Consider the following 16488-nt stretch of genomic DNA (forward strand, 5'->3'; position numbering starts at 1 on the left):
GTCACGACTTGCGGTGCTTGCCCTCGTCGTCCGTCACCTCGAACTGTTCCTTGCGCACCTTGCCGGAGATCGTCTGGTCCTCGGTGACGGTCTCGGTCTTGAGCCTCGCCCGCTCGACCGCGACGGTTTCCTTGTTCACCACCGGTTTCTCGGCGTGCAGTACGACTTCCTGTTCGTCCTCGGTGATCTCCGCCCGCTCGCCGCCCGGCTTCGTGATCGGTTCCCGTTCGATCCGCACTTCTTCGTGGCTGACCGGAACGGTGACCTGCTGCTCCTCGGTGACGACGTACTTGCGCAACCGGACATGGCCGGTCTCGACCTGCTCGGTGCCGACGTTCAGCCGCTCCTCGGAGCGCGTCATGGTGGGCTCGCTGTCCCGATCCTTCATACCTGCGCCCGCGTTCATCGCGGCCTTGTCGCGACCGGTGCCGCCAGGTCGCGCCTGCGCCCGGTCGTCCATCCGGCCGTCCGGCGACGTCCGCGGCATCGGCAGCCCGTAGTGCTTGTAGAGCTGCGCGCTCTCCTCCGCGGACAGGTGCCCGTCGGCCTCGATCCGGGGCGCGTCGGTGACGGCGTCCTTGTCGACGCGGACGTGCACGCCGTCGCGGTCCGCGTGAGCGCCCGAGAGCGGGACGAAACTCTCCTTGGTGCCGAAAAGACCCGTCTTGACGGTGATCCACTCCGGCTGGCGGGTCGCGTCGGCGAGATAGACGTTGCCGACCTTCCCGAGTTTGTTCCCGGTCGGGTCGACCACGGCGCTGTCGATGAGTTCCTGCGGCTGCATGGTCTTCGCCATCGGCCTTCTCCTCTCGAACGATGCTGCTGAGAAGTCCACCGTCAGCCGGACCGGTGATCACGGCAACCGCCGTGGTGCACCTGTGGGCGACCCTCGAAAGTGGTGGTTTGAAGGCGCTCTCACGGGCTAGGAACGGCGTGTCGTCGCAGGTGGAAGGGGGTCTGCGTGGCGTGACCGCCGGGTCCGGATTGGTGCGAAGGTGTGGATCTCCCGCCGTCCGAAAATCGGCTGCGGGGAGCTGCGGACCTGGCCTACCCTGGTGATCGTGATGCAGCAACTGCTGTTCCTCTGAGGAACGACGCCTCCACCGGTACCGCGAGCCGCGGTACCGGAGTTCGTTCTTCCTGCTCATCACTTTTCGCTGGAGGCAGTTCCTTCATGTCATCCCCTCTTTCGCCCGCGCCTGTGCGCGCGGCGCATGTCCGCCTGTCCGGCGTCCACCTCTCCTTCGGGGGACGGCCCATCCTTTCCGGGGTCGACCTCGCCGCCGCCGCCGGTGAGCGTGTCGCCATCGTCGGGGAGAACGGTCGCGGCAAGACCACCCTTCTCCGGGTGCTCGCCGGCGACCTCGCCGCCGACCGCGGCGAGGTGCACCGCTCGGGTTCGGCCGGTGTCGCCGACCAGCAGATCCCGCTCGGCGCGAACGACACCGTCGGCGCGTTGATCGACCTCGAACTGGCCGCCGTCCGCGCCGCGCTGGCTCGCCTGGAGGCCGCCACCGAGGCGCTCAGCGACGGCCGTCCCGGCGCGGACGACACCTTCGCCGCCGCACTGGAGGAGGCCGAGGCCCTCGACGCGTGGGACGCCGACAGGCGTGTCGAAGTCTCGCTGGCCGCCTTGAACGCCGTCGACGACCGCGATCGTCCACTCGGGACACTCTCGGTCGGGCAGCGGCACCGGGTGCGGCTGGCCTGCCTGCTCGGCGCGGGGCATCCCGTCCTGCTGCTGGACGAGCCGACCAACCACCTCGATGCCGCCGGACTCGACCACCTCACCGAACGGTTGCGCGCTCACCCTGGCGTGGTCGTCCTGGTCAGCCATGACAGGGCGTTGCTCGCGGACGTGGCCACCACGGTGATCGACCTCGATCCGTCGAGTGACGACCGGCCGCGGGTCTACGGCGGTGGTTACGCCGCCTACGTCGAGGCCCGTCGAGCCGAACGTGCCCGCTGGGAAGCGGCGCACGCCGAACAGATCGCCGAACGGCAACGCTTGGCGGACGATCTGTCCGCGGCGCGGAACCGGCTGCGCGACAACTGGCGGCCGCCCAAGGGCACCGGCAGGCATGTCCGGGCCACTCGCGCGCCGGGGCTGGTCCGCGCGGTCCACCGGCGGCAGGAAGAGCTGGCCGGGCACGTGGTGGCGGTTCCGCCGCCGCCCGCCCGGTTCGCCATGCCCGAACTGCCGTCGCACGGCGGCGCGACGCTGCTCCGTGCCGCCGGGGTGACGGTGGCCGGACGGCTCACGCGATCGGTCGATCTGGCGCTGGAAAGCGGTGACCGGCTGGTGATCACCGGCCCCAACGGCGCGGGTAAATCGACGCTACTGGCCGTACTGGCCGGGGAACTGGAGCCGGGAACCGGCACGGTCACCCGTTCCCGGTCGGCGCGGATCGGCAGGCTGGGGCAGGAGTCCGACCTGCCTGCCAGGCGGACGGCGATCGAGCTGTACGACGAACAGCTCGCCAGGGCCGGGATCCCGGGGCCGGGGCTGGGCGAGCTGGGTCTGCTCTTCGGCTACGACCGGCACCGTCCGGTGGCCGAACTGTCGGTCGGTGCCCGGCGACGGCTGGACCTGGCACTGGTGCTGGCCTGCCGTCCGCACGTGGTGCTGCTGGACGAGCCGACCAACCACCTGTCCGCCACGCTTGTCGACGAGCTGACCGCCGCACTCGAGGTGACTCCGGCCGCGGTGGTGATCGCCACGCACGACAGGCAGCTGTCGCGGGACACCGAGTCCTGGCCGAGGCTCGCGCTGTGAGCCGTCAACCGCGGTGGGCGACGGTGTAGCGCACGGTCTGCGCCAGCACCACGCTCCCGTCGTCGGGTTCGCGCAGCGGCTCGAGCTCCGCGAGCACGGCCCGGCGCACGGCGTCGAGGCGGTCTTCCGGGATCAGTTCCCAGAACATCCGCTGGCCGTGCGACCAGGACCAGGTGATCCAGTGCCCGGGGTCGGCGAACTTCACCGGATAGACGCGTTCCACGGACGTGACACCGGTGAAGCCAGCCGACTCCACGGCCTGGCCGAAACCCTCGACGGTGGCGAACAGGCCGGACCTGACGGCCAGGGTCCAGGCCAGCTCCGGCGGTACGAACGGTTTGAACACCTCGCGAACGGCCGCCCACCGAGGATCGTCGGCGCCGAACGTGGTCACGCCCATCCGGCCGCCCGGCGCGAGCAGACGATGCCACGACCGCAGACCGGCGACCGGATCCGGCAGGAAGAACACCACGAACGACGCGAGGAGGACGTCGAACGCGGCCTCATCCAGTGTCGGTTCTTGGGCGTCCATAAGGGAAACCGAGGCGTTGGCTCCGCGATCCTCGATATCTTTCGCGGTGCGGCCGATCATTTCCGCGGACAGGTCGATACCCAGCACCGATCCGCCCGCGCCGACCCGCTCGGCCGCCGGGAACAGCACCGCGCCCCGTCCGCAGCCGACGTCCAGCACCCGCTTACCGGGGACGAGCCCGACCCGGTCGAGCAGCTCCGTGGCGAACACGCCGAAGAAGTCGACGCCGAGCGCGTCGTAGGTCTCCGCCGTCCGGTCGAACAGCCGCGCCATCGCCTGCCGCGTGTAAGCGCTCATGCGCAGGACGATGCCCCGGCGAAAACGGCGTTGTCAAACGGATGCCGGGGTTTTGTCAGGTCGCTCCGGTCGGTGATGCCGGGAATTCGTTCCGGCGTCTCAATTCTTCGGGAGGGCTGCGGGGCCGGCCCCTCAAGTCCGTGAAGGCCTCCTTGAGGGACCCAGAGTCCCTCAAGGAGGCCTTCACGGACTTCCGGAGGGCCTGGTGTCACCAGGGATCACAGTGGCGGGTAGTGAGGGCCTCCATCACTACCCTCAAGGTAGGTAAGGAGGCCTTCACGGACAGGGTGAGCGCCGACCCAGGCGCCACTTTTGTCTTACCCCTCCACAGAACGAACCAAAGACTCACGCCCAGGCGCGCGACACTTGCGAAAGAACGATGAGTCCGCAGAAGACCAGGTTCTTGTACTTGTGCTCGACCAGGATGGCGACGAATTCGCGGATGGTGGCGCTCGGCCAGAAGTACCACGCCGTCGGCGACCCGATGACCTGGCCGTTCACCTTCGCGCGGCGGGCGATGAGGGCGGCGCGGAGCACGTGGAAGTTGTTCGTGACCACTGTGCAGCGGTAGCCCGGCTTGCGCTGCTCCATGATCTCGGCGCTGAAGGTGAGGTTCTCGAAGGTCGTCCGTGACCGGTCCTCCAGGAGGATCCGCTCCCTCCCCAGCCCGTTCTCGACCAGATAGCCGGCCATGGCGTGGGACTCCGGCAGGTCCTCGTCAGGCCCTTGCCCGCCCGAGGTGACCACCATCGGCTCTCCGCCGCGGCGGGCTTCCGCCTCCACGACGCGTTCGGCCCGCTTCAGGCGGCCGGCCAGCAGCGGTGGCACCTGATGACCGTCCAGCAGTCCCGAGCCCAGCACCACGACGAAGTCCACGCCTTTCTCGGTGCGGATGCGGCCGTAGACGATCGAGTACAGGAGAAAGCAGACGAAGAGGAACGAGACGTAGACGACGATTCCGTTGAGGCTGCCGCGAAGGATGTCGAGCGGCTCCCACGCCAGTTGCGTGACCGTCGCGTTGAACACGATCAGTGCGCAGATGCCGACCCCGGTCAACAGCGACAGCACGTTGGCCAGCCTGCGTCCTTCGCGGCGGAGCATGGTGATCCCGTTGCAGATCAGGAAGATCGTCAGCGCGAGGACCGTCGGGATGATCAGCAGGATCACGCCGACCGCGACGAAGCCCGCCGCCTCCGACGACACCGAGGCGAGCAGCGCGATGAAGGTCACGCCGAGGAACAGAAGCGCGAAGAAGAGGTAGAAGCCGTTCCGCAGCCGGCGCCGGTCGCGAAGGAAGCTCACCAGGAAGGCCGCGCAGCACAAGGCCGCGATGGCGAAGGGAATTGCGGCGGCCCTCACGAGATCTCCAGCCTTCGGACGATGCGGCGGCATTGAATCATATGACGCGGACACCTGTGGTGCCGTCGGTGGGTGTGTCGCCTTTCCTTGCCCGACAGGGTGTTACCGCGCCCGCTGCACCGGCCGCTCGTCCCACACCGGTTCCGGCGTCTCCCGCACCTGCCCGTCCGAGCCGAACACGAGGAACCGATCGAACGAGCGCGCGAACCACCGGTCATGCGTCACCGCGACAGTGGTGCCTTCGTACGCTTCGAGCGCCAGTTGCAATGCCTCCGCCGAGGCGAGGTCGAGGTTGTCGGTCGGCTCGTCCAGCAGCAGGATGGTGGCGCCGCCGATCTCCAGCAGCAGGATCTGGAACCGCGCCTGCTGGCCGCCGGACAGCTTCTCGAACCGCTGGTCGCCCTGGCCGTCGAGTTCGTAGCGGCGCAGGATGTTCATCGCGGGCCCGCGGCTCCGCGCGTAGCCGGTCCAGAGGATGTCGACGAGCGTGTGCCCGAGCAGTTCGGGATGGGCGTGTGTCTGCGCGAAATGGCCGGGGATGACGCGGGCGCCGAGTTTCCACAGTCCGTCGTGCGCGACGTCCTCGCCCGCCAGCAATCGCAGGAAATGCGATTTGCCGGAGCCGTTCGAGCCGAGCACCGCGACCCGTTCGCCGTAGAAGACCTCCAGGTCGAAGGGTTTCATCAGGCCGCGGAGTTCGAGCCCCTCGCAGGTGACCGCGCGGACACCGGTCCGGCCGCCGCGCAGCCGCATGGTGATCTTCTGTTCACGCGGGGGAGCGGCAGGCGCTCCGGCCTCCTCGAACTTGCGCAAACGTGTCTGTGCGGCGTGGTAGCGCGAAGCCATTTCGTCGCTGCGCGCGGCGTACTGACGCATGTCGGCGACGAGCTTCTTGAGCTGGGCGTGCTTTTCGTCCCAGCGGCGGCGGAGTTCCTCGAAGCGTTCGAAGCGCTCCGCGCGTGCCTGGTGGTAGGTGTCGAAGCCGCCGCCGTGCACCCAGACGTCTCCGCCGGCGGGCCCGGGTTCGACACTGACGATCTTCTTCGCCGCCCGCGCGAGGAGTTCCCGGTCGTGCGAAACGAACAGCACGGTCTTCTGGGTCTCACGCAGCCGCTCTTCCAGCCACTGCTTGCCGGGGACGTCGAGGTAGTTGTCGGGCTCGTCGAGCAGGAGGACGCCGGAACCGCCGAGCAGCAACGCCTCCAGCACCAGCCGCTTCTGTTCGCCGCCGGACAGGGTGCGCACCTCGCGCCAGCGTGCCTTCTCGTACGGCAGGTTGAGCGCCGCCGTCGTGCACTTGTCCCACATGACTTCGGCCTCGTAGCCGCGTGCGTCACCCCAGTCGCCGAGCGCCTGGGCGTACGCCATCTGGCTCGCTTCGTCGTCGCGTTCCATCAAGGCGAGTTCGGTCTCGTCGACGGCGCGGGCGGCGGCGCGGAGCGCTTCCGACGACACGGACACGAGCAGGTCCCGCACTGTCCGTTCGTCACGCACCGATCCGACGAACTGGGGCATCACGCCGAGCCCGCCGCTGATGGTCACCGAGCCGCCGTCGGGTGTGATTTCGCCCGAGATCAGCCGCAGCAAGGTCGTCTTGCCCGCCCCGTTGGCGCCCACGAGCGCGCAGACGCTGCCTTCCCCGACCCGGAACGAGACGTCGTCGAGGAGCAGGCGCCCGTCGGGTAGGTAGTACTCGACGTGCGCGACTTCGACGTGGCCCATTTCGACAGCCTGCCCGCGGCCGCCGGAATCACGCAACGCAATATCTCCGGTAGTGTCGGTGACGTGGAGCGAACCTACTTCGGCGTGCGGCTCAAGCTGATGCTTGCGCTGTTCCTGCCCGAGTTGTTCGTCGTGCTCCCGGTCGTCGGCGGGGTCAACCCGCTGAGCCTGGCCACCGCGCTGACGGCGTCGGTGGCGGTCGCCAACCCGCTCGGGCTGGCCGCCGCCCTCACCGCGTCGCTCGCCGTCATCCTGCTCGCGCTCGCGGCGCATTTCCGCCTCGAACCGGCGGCCGCCGCGATGAAGGTGCGCGCCATCAGCCTGCGCGAACGCGCGCAGCTGTACTTGAGCCTGCGCGATCCCGACGCGCGTGGCCGCGTCCGTCCCCGAGCTCCGTCACCGGGCATCGTGGCTGCCTGATCTCTCCTCGTTCGAAGGTGAGGCAGTCACTCCTGCCCATGCACCTTCAACCGACGGAGTGACCCGGTCATGTTCGATGTCTTCCTGTACCCCGTTTCCGCCATTCTCTGGTTCTGGCACAAGGTTTTCGGCGCCATTTCGAGTCCCGACTCGGGCGTGGCCTGGGTGCTGTCCATCGTGTTCCTCGTCTTCACCCTGCGCCTGCTGCTGGTCAAACCCGCTCTCAGCGCGCTGCGGGCGGGCCGCCGCATGCAGGCGCTCGCGCCGCGGATGCGGCAGCTCAAGGAGAAGTACGGCAAGGATCGCCGGCGGATGGCGAAAGAGATCCAGAAGCTGCACGCTGAAACCGGGGTGAGCCCGCTGGGCGGTTGTCTCCCGGCACTGATCCAGCTGCCGGTGTTCCTTTCCCTGTACTGGGTTCTGCGCGATTTCACCCCGGGAGCCGCGTCGAACCACGTCTTCGACCGGGCCGGGGTGGAGTCGTTCCTGAACGCCGACCTGTTCGGCGCGAAGCTCGGCAACTGGCTTTCGCAACCGGCGGCGGAGCTCGCCGCGTTCGGCACCGATCACGTCCACATGATCGCCGTCGGGGTGCCGTTGATGCTGATCGCGAGCCTGGCCACGTTCTTCTCGCTGCGCTCGGGACTCACCCGGCAGACCGCGACCGCCCCCGAGACGGCGGGGATCGCCAAGCTGATGATGTACCTGGCGCCGGTCGGCATGCTGGTCTCGGGATCGTTCTTCCCGGTGCCGATCGGCGTGCTGTTGTACTTCCTGGCCACCAACGTGTGGACGCTGGGACAGCAGCATTTCCTCACCAAGATCGTCGACAGGGCGGCGATCGAGCAGCGGGGGACCGGTCCCGCGTGACAGGGTTTACCCTCTGCCGGATGAAGATCCGGACGGCAGCGCCCATTCGAGCGACCATGGCGCTTGTCGCCGGCTGCCTGCTCGCGGCATGCGGTGCGAATCCGCCGGAGCCGGCGCCCGCGCCGTCGACGGCGGCCCCGGCTCCGACCGGTCCGGATCCCGCCCTCGTCTCCTGGGCGGGCGGCTACTGCGGCGCGGTCAAGGACATGCAACTGATCGTCTACACCCTGGCCAAGGGGTTCGAGATCAAGACCGAGGCGGATCTGCCGAAGGCGGCGGCTTCGCTGACCAAACTGGACACCACGCTGGCGGCGGCGATCGGAGGACTGGAGAAGCTGCCACCGGCATCCCCGCCGGCGCAGGAGGCCAACACGCTCTCCGCCGGAGAGCTGGACTTCTACCGGAAGCTGCGGAAACAGGTCACCGAGTCGCTGGCGCTGCTTCCGAAGGGCGGGGTCGACTACGCCCAGTCTTCCCTCCAGGTGATCGGAATCGACTTGGTGTCGCACAGGTCCGTCGTCGAGACCGGTAAGATTCCCGGCCTCGACGCGGCGATGAAGGCCGACAAAGCGTGCGAGCTTGTCGGCTAGATCACGGAGAATCTGGCGAAGAACTGTTCGGTACCGGCGTGTCGGGCAAAGCCGAATCGGGAATCATCGCGCTCGCCCGGGAACTGTTCCCGGGCGGGTGGGTGTTCCCGGCGCCGTCCGGCGCCGGGAACGCGTTCGCAGATGACGGCCGGTGAGCGACGCGGAGTCCTCGGCCAGAGCCGACGGCGTGCCCTCGAACACGACCGTCCCGCCGTCGGCGCCCGCGCCCGGTCCGATGTCGATGACGTGGTCGGCGTGCGCGATCACCCGCTGGTCGTGTTCGATCAGGACGAGCGTCGCGCCGCCGTCGACCAGCTCGTCGCAAAGGGTGAGCAGCCGGTCGACGTCGCTGCCGTGCAGTCCGGCGGTGGGTTCGTCGAGGATCAGGCGCAGTTCGTCCGCGGGACCCGCGTCGGCGAGGTGACGGGCGAGCAGCAGCCGCTGCCGTTCGCCGCCGGACAGGGTGTCGAGGCTCTGCCCGATCGTGAGGTAGCCGAGCCCGACCCGGTCCAGCCAGCGCAACCGCTGCGCGATGGGGGACCCCTCGCCGAACAGGGCGGCGGCGTCCGACGGGTTCATCGCCAGGACATCGGCGATGGTCCGGCCGCTCAGGCGCGCGTCGAGAGCGGCCGGGTTGAACCGGGTGCCGCCGCAGGCGTCGCAGGCGGTCTGGACGTCGTCGAGGAACGCGAGATCGGTGACGATGACGCCCTTTCCCTTGCAGACCGGGCAGGCTCCCCGGCCGTTGGCGCTGAACCACGACGGATTCTTTCCCGTGGCCTTGCCGAAGGCTTCGCGGACGGGTTCGGCGACACCGAGCACCGTGGCGGGCGTGGAGCGGATGCCACCGCGCAGCGGAGCCTGTTCGACGACGAGGAAGTCGGGATGCCGCCGGGGAAGCTCGCCCGTGATCAGGGTGCTCTTTCCGGAACCGGCGACACCGGAGACGACGGTCAGGACGCCCAGTGGAACGTCGACGGTGACGTCACGGAGGTTGTGGCTGCGGGCGCCGGAGATCGTCACGGCCCCGCGGGCGGTGCGGGGCCGCTCGCGGAAGTGAAGCGGGGCAGCGAGAATCCGTCCGGTTTCGGTGGCGGCCGTGGTGAGCTCGCGGGGGTCGCCTTCGAACTGGACGCGTCCGCCGCCGTCGCCGCCGGACGGTCCGAGATCGATGACGTGATCGGCCGCCGCGATGACCGCGGGATGGTGTTCGACCACGAGGATCGTGTTGTGCGCGTCGCGGAGTTCGGCCAGCAGTTCGAGCAGCCGGTGCACGTCATGCGGATGCAGGCCGGTGCTGGGCTCGTCGAACACGTAGCAGACGTCGCTGAGCGCGCTGCCGAGATGGCGGACGATCTTGACGCGCTGGGCTTCGCCGCCGGAAAGCGTCCTCGATTCCCTGGAGAGGCTGAGGTAGCCGAGGCCGACGGAATCCAGCGCGTCGAGGCGTTCCTTGATCGCCTGCACCAGCGGCGCCACCGACGGATCGCGTACCGCCGCGACGACGTCACGCAGCTCGCCGACCGGCATCGCCGACCAATCCGCGATGGACCGCCCGTCGATCAGGCTGCCGCGCGCGGCTTCGGAAAGGCGGGTTCCCTCGCACTCCGGGCAGACGCCCCGGCTGACGACCCCGGCGAGTCCCTCCTGTTCCTCGGCGGTGAGGCGCGACGGTGTCTTGCGCAGGTACGAGTCCCGCAGCCGCGGGACGATGCCGTCGAAGACGCCGTGCTTGGGATAGTCGGAGCCGGGATCGTCGAGGCGTAGTCCTTCGGCGTGCAGCAGGGTTTCGAGCTTCGCCGCCGGTAACCGTCCCAACGGGACATCGGGGTCGACGAGTCCGGCGTGGACGAGCCGTTTCCACCGGTAGGTCCCGGGGGCGAAGGTCGGGAAGCGCACGGCGCCTTCGCGCAGGCTCCGCGAGCGGTCGAGCAGCCGGTCGAGATCGATGTCGTCGACCATGCCGAGCCCTTCACAGCGCGGGCACATCCCGGCGGGATCGTTGAACGAATAGGCGGGCGAGAAGCCGGCGCCCGGCTTGCCGAGGCGGGAGAACAGCAGGCGCAACAGCGGCCCGATGTCGCTCGCCGTGCCCACGGTGGATCGCGCGTTCCCGGTGAACCGCCGTTGATCGACGATCGTGGTGAAGACCAGCCCGTCGATCCGGTCGACGTCGGCGGGCGGATGCTGGGGGAGCCGGTTCCGGACGAAGGCGGGATAGCTCCCGGTGACCAGGCGCTCGGCTTCGGCCGCGATCGTGTCGAACGCCAGCGACGACTTCCCCGACCCCGACACGCCGGTGAACACGGTCAGCCGGTGTTTCGGCACCCGCACGGACACGTCGCGGAGGTTGTTCGTCCGGGCTCCTTCCACCGTGATCCACCGGCCACGCTCATCTCGAACTTTCGCCATGAACCGAGGCTACGATGAGATGTGGCCGGTTTACGGCCACAATTAGCGGGAGGCGTCATGACGGCACCACGGGAACGGATGTTGCGGCTGTTGTCGCTCCTGCAGTCCGGCCGCCAGTGGCCCGCCGCCGAACTCGCGACGGCCATGGAAGTCCCGCCTCGCACGCTTCGCCGGGACATCGACCATCTCCGTGGCCTGGGCTATCCCGTGGAGAGCAGCCGCGGCCCGGGCGGCAACTACCGTCTCGTCGCGGGCACCGCGCTGCCGCCGCTCATGCTGGAACACGACGAGGCCATCGCCACCGTGCTCGGGCTGCGGCTCGCCGCGGCGGGCGGCACGGGCGTCGACCTGACCGCCGAATCGGCGGACCGCGCCGCCGCGAAACTCCGGCGTGTCCTGCCCGCCGCGCTGCGAAAACGGACCGACGCGATGCTCGCCGCGGTCGAGTTCGGGACCGGCGAACCACCGCGGGTCACTCAGGACGTCCTGAACGTCCTTGCCGCGGCGATCGCGGCTCGCCGGTGCCTCGAGTTCGCGTACACGGCGAAGGGCGGCCCGTCGTCGCGGACGGTCGAGCCGATGCGCCTCGTCCAGCTCGGCAGGCGGTGGTACCTCTACGCGTGGGACCTCGGCAGACGGGATTGGCGCAGCTTCCGCCTCGACCGGATCGCCGAGCCGAAGTCGGCCGAGGTGGCCTTCGAGCCCCGCACCCTGCCCGTGGACGACGTCGCGGCTCATCTCCAAGAACGCTTCCACAGCCCGAAATCGCTCCGGATCACGCTGACCCTGGACGTCGGCGCGGAGGAGGCCGCGGCCCGGCTCCACCGGATCGACGGGAGTTTCGAAGCCCTCGGCGACCACCGCTGCCGCTATGTCGCGTACGTCGATTCCTTCGAATGGCTGGCCGTCGTGCTGACCCTCACCGACATCGAGTTCGCGGTGGAGGAACCGGCGGAGTTCGGGGAGTACGTCGCGCGGACAGGGGAACGGCTGGTCCGGGGAAGCAAGGGGCCAGACGGCGATCACGCGTGATCAGAGGGCGATCACGCGTGATTGGAGGCGTAACTCGCGTGATTGGAGGCGTAACTCGCGTGATTGGAGGCGTAACACGGCGGCTCAGGTGTCGCCGGGGTGGGGCCACTGCTGCCCGCGTGTCCAGGAGTCCAGGACCATCAGGGTCTTCGTGCCCGTCACCTGGTGGTGCCGCCGGATCTCGTCGATGGTCTGCTGCAGGTGGCCCATGTCCCGCACCCGCAGCCAGACGAGCGCGTCGGGGTCGCCCGCGATGGTGAACACCGCCTGGGCCTCGGGCATCCGGGTGGTGGTGCGGACGATCTCGCCGACCTTCGTGGTCCCGGTGAAGCGTAGTTCGGTGAACGCCTCGATGGCCCAGCCGAGTTTGGCGTGGTCGATCTGGACGGTGTAGCCGACGATGACGCCGGCCTCCTGCATGCGGTCGATGCGGCGTTTGACCGCCGCGGTCGAGAGCGTGACGCGGGCCCCGATGTCGCCGAGGGTGCGCCGGGCGTCCTCCCGCAGCAGTTCGAGGATTTCGCGATCGGTCTCGTCGATGAGCTGGTCCGCCATGAGCCAGGATGGTACGCAGACGCAACAGATATCGGCCAGCGGTCAGGATGGGCCGGATCTTTTGCGTGCTGTTGGTCAATAGACTGCCGCTTGTTGCGGCGGCCCGCGCGGTCGGGTCTCCTGTCGTGACATCGCACGGGGGTGCCGAAGGAGGCAGGTCTGGTGGAGCAGTTCACGTTGGAGGACCGGTATCTGCGGGAAGACGGCACCGTCTACCTCAGCGGGGTCCAGGCCCTGGTCCGGATGCTGTTCGACCGGGTGCGGCACGACCGCGCCGCCGGGGCGTCCCCCGCCGTGTTCGTCTCCGGCTACGAGGGTTCCCCGCTGGCCGGGTACGACCTCGAGCTCGGCCGCCGCTCCGTCCTGCTCGAGAAGCACGACGTCGTGCACCGCCCCGGCCTGAACGAGGAGCTCGCCGCGACGGCGGTGATGGGCAGCCAGCTCACCGCGTCGGTCGGCTCGTCGCGCGGCGGCGTCACCGGCTTCTGGTACGGCAAGGCACCCGGTCTCGACCGGGCGACCGACGCCCTGCGGCACGCCAACCTCGCGGGAACCGATCCGGCGGGCGGCGCGGTGGCGCTGGTCGGCGACGACCCGAACGCCAAGTCCTCCTCGGTGCCCTGCGCCTCCGAGCTCGCGCTGGCCGACCTGGCCATGCCGGTGTTCTTCCCCGCCGACTCGCAGGACGTGCTGGACTTCGGCCTGCACGCCGTCGAGCTGTCCAGGGCGAGCGGGCTCTGGTCGTCGATGAAACTCGTGGCGAACGTGGCCGACGCCGCGGGCACCGCGCACGTCCGGCCGCGGTGGACGGCGCCGGAGCTGGCACTGCCCGCCTACCGGCACAAGCCCAGCTCCCGGCTGCTCGGCACCACGTTGATGGCGCTCGAACGCAGCCTGTACACCGAACGCCTGCCGCTGGCCGTCGAGTACGTGCGCGCGAGCGGGATCAACCGGATCGTCCAGGAAGGACCCGCGGACCGCGTCGGCATCGTCACCGCCGGAAAGTCCTATTTGGACCTGATGCAGGCGCTGCGGCTGCTCGGCCTGGACGCCGACGCGTTGTCCCGGCACGGGATCCGGATCCTCAAACTCGGCGTCATCCACCCGCTCGAACCGTCGATCGTCCGCCGGTTCGCCGACGGCCTGAGCGAGATCGTCGTGGTGGAGGAGAAGCGTTCCTTCGTCGAGTCGGCGATCAAGGAGGTGCTGTACGGCACCGCCGGCGCGCCCGCCGTGCACGGCAAGACCGGTCCGGACGGCCGCACCCTGTGCACCGAACTCGGCGAACTCGACCCGGACGCCATCGCCAGGGTGCTGGCCGCGCGGCTGAGCGAGCACCACGAGATCCCGTCGGTGACCGAGTGGCGCCAGCGACGACGCCGTGAGCGCATCTCGGTGCCGTTGCTGACCAGGACGCCGTACTTCTGTTCCGGCTGCCCGCACAACTCCTCGACCAAGGTGCCGGAGGGCACGGTGGTGGGCGGCGGCATCGGCTGTCACGCGATGGCGTTGTTCATGGAACCGGAACAGGTCGGGGACGTGGTCGGCCTGACCCAGATGGGCGGCGAGGGCGCGCAGTGGCTCGGGATGGAGCCGTTCGTCGACGCCTCGCATTTCGTGCAGAACATCGGCGACGGCACGTTCACCCATTCCGGCAGCCTGGCGGTGCGGGCCGCGGTGGCCGCCGGGGTGAACATCACCTACAAGATCCTCTACAACGCGACCGTCGCGATGACCGGCGGACAGGACGCCGTCGGCGGGCTGCCGGTGGAGCGGCTCGCGTCGCTGCTGCTGGTCGAAGGCGTCGCCAAGGTGGTCGTCACCAGTGACGAGCCGAAGCGGTTCCGCGGCGTGCGGCTGCCCGACGGCGTCGAGGTCCGGCACCGCGACGAATTGCTGAGCACCCAAGAGGAACTGGCCCGCGTTCCCGGGGTCACGGTGCTCATCCACGACCAGGAATGCGCCGCGGAAAAGCGCCGCAAACGCCGTCGCGGCAAGCTGGAGACCCCGGCCGCCAAGGTCGTGATCAACGAGCGGGTGTGCGAGGGATGCGGCGACTGCGGTGAGAAGTCGAACTGCCTGTCCGTGCAGCCGGTCAGCACCGAGTTCGGCCGCAAGACCGCGATCCACCAGTCGTCGTGCAATGTGGACTATTCGTGCCTGGCGGGCGACTGCCCGTCTTTCATGACGGTGCTGCCCACCGGGCGCAAACACCGGGCGCGGCTCGCGGAGATCACGGCGGCCGAACTGCCGGAGCCCGAGACCACCGGCACCGACTTCACCGTGCGGATCACCGGTGTCGGCGGGACGGGCGTGGTCACCGTCGCGCAGATCCTCGCCACGGCCGCCGTGATCGAGGGCAGGCAGGTCCGGACCCTGGACCAGACGGGGCTCGCGCAGAAGGGCGGCGCCGTCGTCTCCGATCTGAAGATCACCGCGGAGCCGACACCACAGGCCCCGAAACTCGCGGCCGGGGAATGCGATCTCTACCTGTCCTGTGACGTCCTCGTCGGCGCGGACCCCGCGAATCTGACGGTGACCGACCCCGGCCGGACCACCGCGGTGGTCTCCACGACCGAGGTGCCGACCGGCCGGATGGTCGTCGACACCACCGTGTCCTTCCCTGACGCGGCGGCCGTGCGGGGCGCGATCTCGGAGAGCGCGGCGCGCACCGTGGCGCTCGATGCGCGGGCACTGGCGGAAACCCTGTTCGACGACGACCAGTTCGCCAACATCCTCCAGCTCGGCGCGGCACACCAGACCGGCGCCATCCCGCTGGACGCGGCCAGCCTGGAACGCGCGATCGAACTCAACGGCGTCGCCGTCGCGGGCAACCTCCAGGCGTTCCGGCGCGGCAGGCAGCTCGTCGCCGATCCCGACGGACTGCACGCCGCTGTCGCCCCTCCCGCCGTCGCCGCGACCCCGGCCCCGTCGGCGGCCGCCCTGCGTGCCCGCGCACTCGTGCACGCGGAGCCGGGTTCGGAACTGGCGCGCCTGCTGGACATCCGCGTGCCCGAACTCGTCCAGTACCAGGACGCTCGCTACGCGCGGGAGTACGCCGAGTTCGTCGAGCGCGTCCGGGTGCTGGAAGGGGAGTCGACCGCCGTCACCGAAGCGGTGGCCCGCAACCTGCACAAACTGATGGCCTACAAGGACGAGTACGAGGTCGCGCGGCTCTCGCTCGATCCAGCCGTGCTCGCCGGGATCGAGGCGGAGTTCGGGGTGGGCAGCCGCTACGCCTACCGTCTGCACCCGCCCGTGCTCCGCGCGCTGGGGATGAAGCGGAAGATCGCACTGGGCCCGAAGTTCCGCCCGGTGTTCGTCGCGCTGCGTGCCGCGCGGAAACTGCGAGGCACGCGCTGGGACCCGTTCGGCAAGGCACACGTCCGGAAGGTGGAGCGGGAGCTCGTCACGCAGTACCGGGAAACGATCCTCGCCGCTTTCGGTACCGAGGGCGCCGATCGCGGCAGGCTCCTGGCGCTGGCCGAGTTGCCCGATCTGGTCCGCGGCTACGAAGACGTCAAACTGGCGAACGTCGAGGCCTACCAGAGGGAACAGTCCGCGCTCCTCGCCGGGCTCGTGCCGGGAGAGCGGCTCGGCGTGAGCGGCTGACGGATTCAGGTGTTGAGGAAATCGCGAACTTTGTCACCATTTTATGTTTCCGGCAGCGTTTTCCGGGTTCCGCGCGGTTCTTGTATCACGAATTTGCGTGGTTTCGAGGACGAGACAACCGGATAGCACTATTCGCGTACAGGCCACAAGGGTTGACTTCCCGGCGGAATCGGGTCGGCTGTTCGTGTGTAACGACATCACGACGCGAGCAATTCGTGAAGGAAATGCATTACTGTCGCATCGGGGGCTGCACATCGCATACCACCGGATCGGGATTGGGGAGTCATCGTGCTGAGAAATCGTGTGCCGAC

The 16488-nt window shown here is 69.1% G+C and carries 12 protein-coding genes; 6 read left to right on the plus strand and 6 right to left on the minus strand.

The features are described from left to right. Window position 1 precedes the first annotated feature (1 nt). A complete protein-coding gene (locus tag DL991_RS26610) occupies window positions 2–796 on the minus strand; it encodes a DUF2382 domain-containing protein (RefSeq protein WP_125787079.1) in 795 nt (264 codons plus the stop codon). Between the two features lie 378 nt (window positions 797–1174). On the opposite strand from DL991_RS26610, the gene DL991_RS26615 reads away from it, so the two are divergent. Further along, window positions 1175–2776, plus strand: a complete 1602-nt coding sequence (locus DL991_RS26615) for an ABC-F family ATP-binding cassette domain-containing protein (protein WP_125787080.1) — start codon at window positions 1175–1177, stop codon at window positions 2774–2776. Between the two features lie 4 nt (window positions 2777–2780). Here DL991_RS26615 and DL991_RS26620 read toward each other — a convergent pair whose 3' ends face one another. The 3 genes from DL991_RS26620 to DL991_RS26630 form a co-directional block, all read right to left on the minus strand. Continuing rightward, complete coding sequence (locus DL991_RS26620; RefSeq protein WP_125787081.1) at window positions 2781–3605, minus strand: class I SAM-dependent methyltransferase; 825 nt, start codon at window positions 3603–3605, stop codon at window positions 2781–2783. A gap of 345 nt (window positions 3606–3950) precedes the next feature. Next, a complete protein-coding gene (locus DL991_RS26625; protein WP_125787082.1) occupies window positions 3951–4964 on the minus strand; it encodes a YdcF family protein in 1014 nt (337 codons plus the stop codon). Between the two features lie 102 nt (window positions 4965–5066). Then, complete coding sequence (locus DL991_RS26630; protein ID WP_125787083.1) at window positions 5067–6686, minus strand: ABC-F family ATP-binding cassette domain-containing protein; 1620 nt, start codon at window positions 6684–6686, stop codon at window positions 5067–5069. 63 nt (window positions 6687–6749) lie between these two features. Here DL991_RS26630 and DL991_RS26635 point away from each other — a divergent pair, with 63 nt between their 5' ends. The 3 genes from DL991_RS26635 (at window position 6750) to DL991_RS26645 (ending at window position 8566) form a co-directional block, all read left to right on the plus strand. Next, on the plus strand, window positions 6750–7106 hold the full coding sequence (locus DL991_RS26635; protein WP_125787084.1) for a DUF6412 domain-containing protein: 357 nt from the start codon (window positions 6750–6752) through the stop codon (window positions 7104–7106). Between the two features lie 69 nt (window positions 7107–7175). Then, window positions 7176–7976 carry a membrane protein insertase YidC gene (yidC, locus tag DL991_RS26640; protein WP_125787085.1) on the plus strand — a complete coding sequence of 267 codons (801 nt, stop codon included), beginning with the start codon at window positions 7176–7178 and terminating at the stop codon, window positions 7974–7976. 20 nt (window positions 7977–7996) lie between these two features. Beyond that, window positions 7997–8566, plus strand: a complete 570-nt coding sequence (locus DL991_RS26645) for a hypothetical protein (RefSeq protein WP_125787086.1) — start codon at window positions 7997–7999, stop codon at window positions 8564–8566. A gap of 63 nt (window positions 8567–8629) precedes the next feature. Here DL991_RS26645 and DL991_RS26650 read toward each other — a convergent pair whose 3' ends face one another. Beyond that, window positions 8630–10978, minus strand: coding sequence for an excinuclease ABC subunit UvrA (locus tag DL991_RS26650; RefSeq protein ID WP_233598994.1), 2349 nt, complete (start codon window positions 10976–10978; stop codon window positions 8630–8632). Between the two features lie 57 nt (window positions 10979–11035). On the opposite strand from DL991_RS26650, the gene DL991_RS26655 reads away from it, so the two are divergent. Beyond that, entirely contained in the window at window positions 11036–12010 is a 975-nt protein-coding gene (locus DL991_RS26655) for a YafY family protein (RefSeq protein WP_233598995.1), read from the plus strand. Between the two features lie 84 nt (window positions 12011–12094). Here DL991_RS26655 and DL991_RS26660 read toward each other — a convergent pair whose 3' ends face one another. After that, window positions 12095–12565: an Lrp/AsnC family transcriptional regulator gene (locus DL991_RS26660; RefSeq protein ID WP_125787087.1), complete on the minus strand. Its 471-nt coding sequence runs from the start codon at window positions 12563–12565 to the stop codon at window positions 12095–12097. Between the two features lie 162 nt (window positions 12566–12727). On the opposite strand from DL991_RS26660, the gene DL991_RS26665 reads away from it, so the two are divergent. Then, window positions 12728–16177: an indolepyruvate ferredoxin oxidoreductase family protein gene (locus tag DL991_RS26665; protein WP_125787088.1), complete on the plus strand. Its 3450-nt coding sequence runs from the start codon at window positions 12728–12730 to the stop codon at window positions 16175–16177. The last annotated feature ends 311 nt before the right edge of the window (window positions 16178–16488 follow it).

Source organism: Amycolatopsis sp. WAC 01375, from assembly GCF_003947325.1.
Lineage (GTDB): Bacteria > Actinomycetota > Actinomycetes > Mycobacteriales > Pseudonocardiaceae > Amycolatopsis.

Excerpts from the sequence above, each read along its gene's own strand:
- DL991_RS26610 (WP_125787079.1), bottom strand. The coding sequence starts at position 796 with ATGGCGAAGACCATGCAGCCGCAGGAACTCATCGACAGCGCCGTGGTC.
- DL991_RS26615 (WP_125787080.1), top strand. The coding sequence starts at position 1,175 with ATGTCATCCCCTCTTTCGCCCGCGCCTGTGCGCGCGGCGCATGTCCGC.
- DL991_RS26620 (WP_125787081.1), bottom strand. The coding sequence starts at position 3,605 with ATGAGCGCTTACACGCGGCAGGCGATGGCGCGGCTGTTCGACCGGACG.
- DL991_RS26630 (WP_125787083.1), bottom strand. The coding sequence starts at position 6,686 with ATGGGCCACGTCGAAGTCGCGCACGTCGAGTACTACCTACCCGACGGG.
- yidC (WP_125787085.1), top strand. The coding sequence starts at position 7,176 with ATGTTCGATGTCTTCCTGTACCCCGTTTCCGCCATTCTCTGGTTCTGG.
- DL991_RS26645 (WP_125787086.1), top strand. The coding sequence starts at position 7,997 with ATGAAGATCCGGACGGCAGCGCCCATTCGAGCGACCATGGCGCTTGTC.
- DL991_RS26650 (WP_233598994.1), bottom strand. The coding sequence starts at position 10,978 with ATGGCGAAAGTTCGAGATGAGCGTGGCCGGTGGATCACGGTGGAAGGA.
- DL991_RS26655 (WP_233598995.1), top strand. The coding sequence starts at position 11,036 with ATGACGGCACCACGGGAACGGATGTTGCGGCTGTTGTCGCTCCTGCAG.
- DL991_RS26660 (WP_125787087.1), bottom strand. The coding sequence starts at position 12,565 with ATGGCGGACCAGCTCATCGACGAGACCGATCGCGAAATCCTCGAACTG.